The sequence below is a fragment of the Amycolatopsis sp. NPDC059235 genome, assembly GCF_042754125.1.
GTDB classification, from domain to species: Bacteria; Actinomycetota; Actinomycetes; order Mycobacteriales; family Pseudonocardiaceae; genus Amycolatopsis; species Amycolatopsis albidoflava.
Window position 1 is genome coordinate 51,244 of sequence record NZ_JBHZAG010000065.1, and the last position, 8,414, is coordinate 59,657.

8 protein-coding genes are annotated in these 8,414 nt (G+C 69.0%); 5 read left to right on the forward strand and 3 right to left on the reverse strand.

Translation table 11 applies throughout. The features are described 5' to 3' along the window. Window positions 1–291: 291 nt before the first annotated feature. Genes ACFXI3_RS33120 through ACFXI3_RS33130 form a run of 3 tightly spaced genes read right to left on the reverse strand, consistent with a single transcriptional unit; the run spans window position 292 to window position 3,553 of the window. The gene (locus ACFXI3_RS33120; protein WP_378404906.1) at window positions 292–1,689 is read right to left on the reverse strand and encodes an RAD55 family ATPase; all 1,398 of its coding nucleotides are present in this window, start codon (window positions 1,687–1,689) and stop codon (window positions 292–294) included. Beyond that, window positions 1,689–2,759, reverse strand: coding sequence for a hypothetical protein (locus ACFXI3_RS33125; RefSeq protein ID WP_378404908.1), 1,071 nt, complete (start codon window positions 2,757–2,759; stop codon window positions 1,689–1,691). The genes ACFXI3_RS33120 and ACFXI3_RS33125 overlap by 1 nt, the downstream gene beginning before the upstream one ends. After that, complete coding sequence (locus tag ACFXI3_RS33130; protein ID WP_378404910.1) at window positions 2,756–3,553, reverse strand: GAF domain-containing protein; 798 nt, start codon at window positions 3,551–3,553, stop codon at window positions 2,756–2,758. Before ACFXI3_RS33130 ends, ACFXI3_RS33125 begins: the two co-directional genes overlap by 4 nt. Before the next feature lie 224 nt (window positions 3,554–3,777). On the opposite strand from ACFXI3_RS33130, the gene ACFXI3_RS33135 reads away from it, so the two are divergent. From ACFXI3_RS33135 to ACFXI3_RS33155, 5 genes are read left to right on the forward strand one after another with little or no spacing between them, the layout of a single operon-like run. Beyond that, window positions 3,778–4,701, forward strand: a complete 924-nt coding sequence (locus ACFXI3_RS33135) for an ABC transporter substrate-binding protein (RefSeq protein ID WP_378404912.1) — start codon at window positions 3,778–3,780, stop codon at window positions 4,699–4,701. Between the two features lie 36 nt (window positions 4,702–4,737). Then, window positions 4,738–5,631: an amino acid ABC transporter permease gene (locus ACFXI3_RS33140; RefSeq protein WP_378404914.1), complete on the forward strand. Its 894-nt coding sequence runs from the start codon at window positions 4,738–4,740 to the stop codon at window positions 5,629–5,631. Next, entirely contained in the window at window positions 5,628–6,413 is a 786-nt protein-coding gene (locus tag ACFXI3_RS33145) for an amino acid ABC transporter ATP-binding protein (RefSeq protein WP_378404916.1), read from the forward strand. The genes ACFXI3_RS33140 and ACFXI3_RS33145 overlap by 4 nt, the downstream gene beginning before the upstream one ends. A gap of 32 nt (window positions 6,414–6,445) precedes the next feature. After that, the gene (locus ACFXI3_RS33150; RefSeq protein ID WP_378404918.1) at window positions 6,446–7,612 is read left to right on the forward strand and encodes an NAD(P)/FAD-dependent oxidoreductase; all 1,167 of its coding nucleotides are present in this window, start codon (window positions 6,446–6,448) and stop codon (window positions 7,610–7,612) included. A gap of 39 nt (window positions 7,613–7,651) precedes the next feature. Beyond that, window positions 7,652–8,317 (forward strand): GntR family transcriptional regulator, encoded by a 666-nt coding sequence (locus ACFXI3_RS33155; protein WP_378404920.1) that lies wholly within the window; start codon window positions 7,652–7,654, stop codon window positions 8,315–8,317. The last annotated feature ends 97 nt before the right edge of the window (window positions 8,318–8,414 follow it).

Sequence of the window (8,414 nt, forward strand, 5' to 3'; positions counted from 1 at the left end):
TACCGCACCGGCCGAGTGGGAGCCCGGCGGGACCGCGCCGTTGCCGGAACGGCGCGCCGGTCGGTCCAGGAGGCGGTGCGGCCTCCGGCGAACTCGCCGGAATGCGTTGCTGTTCCGGGAACTGCCGGGGTGTGGAAGCAGCGCATCCGATCTGCGGGTCGCTTCAGGGCAGGCACCGCACAGCTAGCCGAGGGCACCGGAATCTCCAACAGCGGAAGGGATTCCCGCGAACGTCCGGCTCGAACTGGACCTGGCCGAACCCCTCGCACAGCCGGACGAGGCCGACCGGCCTTAAGGCGCCACGGACAGATCAGGCCTGCCGTCCATGACGATTCCCTGGCCGGTGACCTCGAACGCGGTGGTGTAGGGCAGGTTCGGGCTGGCCCGGGTTTTCAGCACGGTCAGCGCCCGGTCGATGCGCGCCCCGGTGCGCTGGTACTGCAGCAGGATCACGTTGTCGGACAGGTGCGAGATCCCGGTGCCGGACAGGCCCGCCTGCCCGTACAGGTCCGGGATCTCCAGGGTGAGCAGCGTCGTGATGCCCACCTGGGAGCACCGGCCCAGCAGGGAGTGCAGGAACTCGTTGAACCGCTGGTCGTCGTCGCACGCCGCGGCGAGGTCGGTGAGGCTGTCGATGACCAGCCTGCGGGTCTGGCTCGCGGTCAGCGAGTCCAGCAGGTCGTAGAACCACTGGTCGATGTAGATGTCGTTGGGGGATTCGCAGCGCAGCGCGACGGCCTCGGACCTCGGGTCCCAGCCCAGGCTGCGGATGGCCCGGTTGAGCTGGAGCGGGTTTTCCTGCAGCGTCGTGAAAGTGCTGTGCTGGCCCAGTTCCGTGCCGTGGAACGCGAAGTGCAGGCCGATCACGGTCTTCCCGGAGCCGGGCGGCCCGGCCACGATGGTGCTCGAACCGGGCCAGAATCCACCGCCCAGCATGGCGTCGAGGCCGGGAATGCCCGAGCTCGCGCGTGCGGTGCTCGCCGGGTCGACGGTGCCGTCGCCGTCGCCGGGATCGCTGAGCCGGGGAAAGGCGTCCAGCCCGTCTTCGGAAATCCGGTAAGTGTGCCAGCCCGGCAGAAACGTGCTGCCGCGGAGCTTGAGCACCTGCAGGGCGCGGTTGGTGCGCTGGCCGGTGGCCTGGGTGGACAGCGCGATGGTGGCGTCGGCGATGGTGAATTCCGCCGAGGACGCCAGTTCGGCGCTGTCGTATTCGGCGAGCCACAGGGTGCTGGTCGCCAGCGCGCTGAGCCGTCCGGCGAGTTCGTAGAGGAACCGCGTGTAGGCGGCCTGGTCCAGGGCGGCGTAGCGAAGGGCTTTGATGCTGTCGACGACCAGGATCCCGCACCGGGTGCGGGTCGCGACCTCGGCGAGCCGGGCGAGGCCGGCGTTCAGCCCGCCCTCGGTCACCACGTCGCCGAGGTCCTCGAACAGCACCGAGGTCCCGATCCGGTCCGGCGCGCAGAACGCGAGACCGTCGAGGAACTGGGTGATCTTGGTCAGTGGCTCGGTGAGGGTGCTGAAGTACACCACGGGACGGGCGGGGTCGGCGTTGGCGAAGGCGTACTGCTGGGCCAGCACGGTCTTGCCGGACCCGGGTGCTCCCGCCAGCAGCGTGATCGACGGGTCGATCAGCCCGCCGCCCAGGATCGTGTCCAGCCGTTCGCAACCGCTGGCCAGTCGCTGCTTCATCACGCGGCTCGCCGGGCGGCGGGGTGCAGATCGCGCACCAGGGCCAGTACCTGCGACGGGTGGACCGGTTTGGGCAGCAGCCGGGCGGAGGCGGGCGGCGTCTGCCGGACCGCCGCCGGCGAGATCACGATCACCTGCGTGCCCGGTCCTTCGGAGAGCGACCGGATCAAGTCGCTCGCGCCTGCGGCCGTCTGGTCGATGATCGCCACGGGAGGAGGAGCCGCGGTTGGCGCCGCTGCCGCGGAAACGACTGCGGTGACGTCGAATCCGGCCGCGCGCAATGCGTCCGACAAACAGCTGACCGTGAAGCGGTCCGGGTCCACCACCAGGATCCGGGTGTCGTGCCCGGGACCGGCGACCTCGTCCGCGCCGCCGCCCGCCACTCGCTCGGCGCTGTGCACGAGCGGCTCGGCCAGGCCCCGGGCGTGCGCGCGCAGCATCGCCTCCGCCGCGGCGAGGTCCACGCCGCGGCGGGTGGCGAGCATTCCGACGGCCTGCCAGACCGCGATCTGGTCCTGCTGCGCGGTGTGGCGCGTCAGCCGGAGGACGGCGGACGGCAGGGTTTCGGCGACGGCGTCGGCCAGCAGGCCCGCCGCGGCGATCCCGGCGCAGCCTCGTACGAACGCGATTTCTCCGGCGGACAGCGTCCGCTGCTCGCGGCTGGTCAGCACGACCGTTCCGACGACCGCGCCGAACGCCTCCATCGGGACCGTGTGCACGGCGACGATCCCGTGTGCGGCGGCGAACCGCGCGAGTCCTGGCCACCGGCCGCCCTGACCGGCGAGGTCGAGGTGAACGGTGGCTTTCTCTTCGTCTTCCCCGGCCGCCCCGCACAGGTCCTCGTCGGCCCGGAAAGCGAGCAGATCGTCGAACAGCGGCCAGTCGGTCCCGGCGAGCGGGATCCCGCGGCCGCGGCCGTCGGGCAGCAGCACGATCGCCTCGTCCACGCCGGGCAATCGGGTGCAGATGCCGGTGAGCAGGTAGGCCGCGTCCAGCCCGGCCCGCCGGGCGGTCACCGTCCGGGCCGCCTCCAGCAGGATCGGGACCCACTCGCCGCTCAGTTCGTTCATTCCGTCCGCCTCCCGCTTTCGCCGTCCTGGCCGGTGCCTTCGTCCCCGCGGTCGTCGTCGCGGCGCCACGACGGATGATCGGGGGGCAGCTGCAGCACGCCCGCGTTCACGTCGTCGGCCGCCTTGGACAACCGCTGGCCGCTGACATACGCGTAGGCCCGCAACCGCAGCAACGCCTCGGTGACCGGGCAGCCCAGTTGCGCCGCAACCCTTCCCGTGGCGCTGTGCACGGCGCGCCAGCGGCGGTAAAGCCCCTCGTCGACCATGGCCTCCGCCTCGCCCGACGACGCGAGCGCCACCCGGGCGAGCAGATGGCCGGTCATGATCTGGACCATCGTGAGCGCCAGGTCGAGTTCGGCGTCGGACAGGGACCGCCCGGCCTCGCGGTAGAACTCCAGCACCCCCAGCGACGCCGCCCCGGTGGTCAGCGGGAACGCGAACACCGCGCGCAGTCCCTCCTCGACCGCGGCGGGCGCGAACATCGGCCACTGCCGGAAACGCCGCGGCTCGTCCAGATCCGCGGACAGCACCGCGAACCTGCGCCGCAGCGCCGTCAGCCCCGGACCTTCTCCCACCGTCACTTGGAGTTCGAGCAGCCGTTCGGCGCGCGGGTCGGTGGCGTAGGCGGGTTCGCCGAGACCGAGCCGGTCGGCCAGCCGCACCCCGACCCCGTCGGCCGCCAGCACGTCCCGGCACACCTGGGCGACATGCCGCAACGACACCGGCGAACCCTCGGCCAGCGCGCGGGTCCGGATCGCTTCGTAGATCTTGGCCAGCTCCTGCTCGATCACCACAGTCGGCGTCACTCCTTCCGGAGGATTGCACGAACCGCGACGCTAGAAGCGGGCGTCCATCGTGGCCAGAGGAACAGTGCCCGGGAATGGGAGGCTTCCGGCCCTCGAACCGGTCTCCGGCGCGAATCCCGCGTTCCCAGATCGACTTTTTGCTTCTTGACCCGTGGGGTCCCGTCATGGAGAGTCTCCTGTCAGACAGTGAGACAGAATGACAAGGAGACAGTATGAACCGACGTGGAGTCGCCCTGCTCGTCACTGGCGCTGTCGCTGTTTGCGCTGCTCTGACGGGGTGCGGAGCGAGTTCTTCGGCAGGCGGGGACGCGGCCGGGCCGGCGGCGTCGTCTTCGGAGGTCGCCATTCCGGCGGTCACCAAGGACGCGGCGCTGGCGGCCAAGCTTCCCGCGGAGATCCGGAGCGCGGGGGCGCTCCGGGTGGCGATGGACGAGACGTATCCGCCGTTCGAATCGGTTCAGGCGGGCAACGTCGTGGGGCTCGACCCGGATCTGGCGAACGCGATCGGCGGCGTGCTGGGGGTCCGGGTGGAATTCGTCAACACATCGTTCGACGCGATCATTCCGTCGCTGACGTCGAACAAGGTCGACCTCGCGATGTCGTCGATCGGTGACACCAAAGAACGCGAGCGCACGATCGACCTGGCCACCTACTACTGGAACGGCACGCTGGTGCTGGTGAAATCCGGGAATCCGGCGCAGCTCAAGGCCGACCAGGTGTGCGGCGCGCGCGTCGGCGTGATCCGGGGATCCCTGCAGCAGACCAGTTTCCTGCCGTCGCAGGCGGCGAAGTGCGCGGCTGCCGGGAAGCAGGCCGCGAAGGTCGAGGTCTACCAGAACGGGCCGCAGGCGCAGCTCGCGCTGCAGAGCGGGCGCATCGACGGCGTCATGGAGGACGCTCCGCCGCTGCTGGAGGTCGCGGCGCGGCAGAAGGACGTTTTCGAGACCGCCGGGCCGTTCTTCCGCAATCCGAATCCGGGCGGGGTCGCCTTTCCCAAGGGGAGCAAGCTGGTGGAACCGGTGCACGAGGCGATCGGAGTGCTGCTCAAGAACGGCACTTACCAGGCGATTCTGAAGAAGTGGAACCTGGAGAAGATCGCGATCGACAAGTCGGAGATCAACGGCGCGCAGTCGTAGCCGCGAAATCGTCGACCCCGGAAGGGAAACGGGAACATGACAGCGATAAGTGCGCCACGGATCCAGGAAGAACCGGTAGTGCCGCTGCGCCGTCCCGGGCGCTGGGTCACCTACGCGGTCGCGGCGGTGCTGGCGGCGATGTTCGTCCACACCCTGCTCACCAACAAGAACTTCGGCTGGGACGTCGTCGGGAACTACCTCGGGTCCGGCGAAATCCTCGCCGGGCTGGGGAAAACGATCGAGCTGACGGTGATCGCGATGGCGATCGGGATCGTGCTCGGCGTCGTGCTCGCGGTGTTGCGGCTGTCGGCGAATCCGGCGATGAAAGGCTTTGCCTCCCTTTACATCTGGTTCTTCCGTGGCACGCCGGTGTTCGTCCAGTTGCTGTTCTGGGGCTATGCCTCGGCGCTGTACCCGCGGCTCGGGATCGGCATCCCGTTCGGGCCGCAGTTCGTGTCCGCGCCGACCAATGTCCTGATCACGCCGTTCATCGCGGCGATTCTGGGGCTGGGATTGAACGAGGGCGCCTACATGGCCGAGGTCGTCCGGGCGGGGATCCTGTCGGTCGATCGCGGCCAGACCGAGGCGGCGCAGGCGCTCGGCATGTCGCGGCTGCGCACCTTGCGCCGCGTCGTGCTGCCGCAGGCGATGCGGGTGATCATCCCGCCGACCGGCAACCAGGTGATCACCATGCTCAAAACGACGTCCCTGGTGAGCGTGCTGGCCTTCCCGGAATTGCTGTACTCGGCGCAGCTCGTCTATTCCACGAACTTCAAGACTATTCCGCTGCTGATCACCGCGTCGCTGTGGTATCTGCTGATGACGTCGGTGCTCAACGTCGGCCAGCATTTCCTGGAACGCCGGTTCAATCGCAGCGAGCGGGCCGTGTCCCGGCGCGCGGCGGTTGAGATCCCTTCGGCGGGCCGATGACCGCCGTCGAGACGAGCCGCGAAGCACCGATGGTCGAGGCGGTGAACGTCTGCAAGAGTTTCGGTTCCGCCGCCGTGTTGAAGGGAATTGATCTCGAAGTGCGCCGCGGCGAGGTGATGACGCTGCTGGGGCCTTCGGGATCCGGGAAATCCACCTTTCTCCGGCTGATCAATCATCTGGAAACGCTGAGCGCGGGCCGCCTGTACGTCGACGGCCAACTGGTCGGCTACAGCGAGCGCAACGGACGGCTGCACGAACTGCCGCCTTCCGCGGTCCAGCGGCGGCGTGCCGAGATCGGCATGGTGTTCCAGCGGTTCAACCTTTTCGCGCACATGACCGCGTTGCAGAACGTCATGGAGGCTCCGGTCGGCGTCCGGCGGGAGAAACGGGAAGCCGTCCGGAAACGGGCGCTGGAATTGCTCGACCGGGTCGGGCTCGCCGACAAGGCCTTGTCGTATCCCAGCGCGCTCTCGGGCGGCCAGCAGCAACGGGTCGCGATCGCGCGAGCCCTTGCCATGCGACCGAAACTGATGCTGTTCGACGAACCGACGTCCGCGCTCGACCCGGAACTCGTCGGCGAGGTCCTCGACGTGATGAAGGACCTCGCCCGCTCGGGCATGACGATGGTCGTGGTCACTCACGAGATCGGCTTCGCGCGGGAGGTCGCCGACCACGCGGTGTTCATCGACGGCGGGGTCGTGGTCGAGAGCGGAAATCCGGCACAGGTGCTGACGGATCCGCGACATCCGCGGACGAAAGCATTTCTCGGGAAAGTCCTGTGAATTCCTCCGCGCCTGGAAAGGGGCTGCGTTCCGTGCAGATCGTCGTCATCGGGGCCGGGGTGATCGGCCTGTCCGTCGCCACCGAGCTCGCCCGCCGCGGCGCCCGGGTCACCGTCGTGGACCAGCACGTGCCCGGCGCGGGCACGTCGTCGACCAGCTATGCCTGGGTCAACGCGAACAAGAAGGAACCCCAGGCCTACTACGACCTCAACCTCGCGGGCATGGAGGCGCACCGGCGTCTCGCCGAAGCCACCGGCGGCGGCTGGCTCAACACCGGCGGGCACCTCGAGGTCGCGACCGACCCGGCACATGCGGCCGAGCTGGAACAGCGGATGGCCCGGTTGACCGGTCACGGCTACGCGGTCGAACAGGTCACCGCGGAACGTGCGCGGCAGCTTGTCCCGGACTTGCTGGTTCCGCTCGACGCCGGCCCGATCGTTTACTTCCCCAGCGAAGCGCATTGCTACCCGCAGCTCTACCTGGCTCATCTGCTCACGGCGGCCGAGGACCTTGGCGTGCAGGTGGTCAGCGGGGCGCAGGTGAAGGCGTTCGATTTCGACGCCGGACGGCCGGTGCTGCGCCTCGCCGACGGCACGGCGCTCGGCTGCGATCGGGTGGTCAGCTGTGTCGGGCGGTGGACCGGGGAGCTGCTGGCGCAGGCGGAGATTCCGCTGGCGATGGAGACGTTCACCCGTCCCGGGGATGCGACGGTCGGATACCTCGCGGTCACCAGTCCGGTGCCGGTGGCGTTGTCCGGATTGCTCACTACGTCGCGGCTCAACGTCCGTCCGGACGGCGCGGGGCGGTTGCAGTTGCAGGCGCTCGACCTGGATCAGACCGCGGATCCCCGGGCTGTCCCTGCGACGGATTCGCCGCTTGCCGAGGAACTGCTCGACCGGCTCGCGGGCGTGCTGCGGCACAGCCGGGCCGCGACGGTGTCGGAGTTGCGCGTCGGGCAGCGGGCGCTTCCCTCGGACGGGCTTACTGTCGCCGGGCCGGTGCCTTCCCGCCCGTGGCTTTACGTGGTCGCTACGCACAGCGGGGTGACGCTCGCGCCGTTGCTGGGCGATTTGGTGGCCGCGGAGGTGTACGACGGCGTGGTTCAGGACCTGCTCGCGGAGTTTCGGCCGGATCGGCTGCTCGCGTCCGGGGTCCGGCACGCCCCCGCACAGCCGCCTCGCCGGCCGGGTGAGCAGTAGGATCGAATCTACGTTTGTTCGAGAAGGGAACCGGGGGGTATGGGCCGAATTCAGCGGGAGACAGTCGCCGAGAAGAGTGCGGCGATTTTGCGGGAGCGCATTCTCGGCGGGGAGCTGAGCCCGGGGACGCCGGTGACCGAGGACGCGGTCGCCGAGGATCTCGGGGCCTCGCGGGCGACGATCCGGCAGGCGCTCAATACCTTGCTGATCGACGGTTTGCTTACCCGGCATCCGGCTACTCGGGTGCTTCAGGTGACCACGTTGAGTCCTGAGGAAGTCCGGGACATCTATCGGGCTCGGCGGTTCCTGGAGCTCGGCGGGGTGGAGGCGGCCGCGCATGCTTCGGCTGAGCAGCTGGAGCGGGTCGCCGATGCGGTGCGGGAGTTGGAGAAGACTGTCCACGCGCATGATGTGACCGGGTTTGTGCAGGCTGATATTCGGTGTCATGTCGAGGTTGTGGAGCTGCTGGGGTCGCGGCATTTGACTGACGCGCATCGGCATTTGATGGAGAAGCTGCGGTTGGTGATCACGGCTACCGAGCAGCAGGAGGCGTTGGTTCGGGAGAACCTCAAGGAACGGTTGGCTGTGCACAAGGAGTTCGCGGAGTTGCTGGTGGCGGGGGAAGTGGGGAGGGCTCGGGCTAATTTGGCTGCTCGGCTTGAGGATGCGGAGGAGGTTGTGGCGGCGGAGGCTGCTGGTGGGTAGGCGGCTCGTCGCCTGGCGGCGACCTTGCCGTGGTGGTTGCGTGGGGCACCCCGAAGCTTGATTGTGCTGACGGTCTGGGGGTGCTTGTCAAGGCGGG

Bases quoted from the DNA above. Each gene is read 5' to 3' on its own strand.
- ACFXI3_RS33125 (WP_378404908.1), bottom strand. From the start codon at position 2,759: ATGAACGAACTGAGCGGCGAGTGGGTCCCGATCCTGCTGGAGGCGGCC.
- ACFXI3_RS33145 (WP_378404916.1), top strand. From the start codon at position 5,628: ATGACCGCCGTCGAGACGAGCCGCGAAGCACCGATGGTCGAGGCGGTG.
- ACFXI3_RS33140 (WP_378404914.1), top strand. From the start codon at position 4,738: ATGACAGCGATAAGTGCGCCACGGATCCAGGAAGAACCGGTAGTGCCG.
- ACFXI3_RS33120 (WP_378404906.1), bottom strand. From the start codon at position 1,689: ATGAAGCAGCGACTGGCCAGCGGTTGCGAACGGCTGGACACGATCCTG.
- ACFXI3_RS33155 (WP_378404920.1), top strand. From the start codon at position 7,652: ATGGGCCGAATTCAGCGGGAGACAGTCGCCGAGAAGAGTGCGGCGATT.
- ACFXI3_RS33135 (WP_378404912.1), top strand. From the start codon at position 3,778: ATGAACCGACGTGGAGTCGCCCTGCTCGTCACTGGCGCTGTCGCTGTT.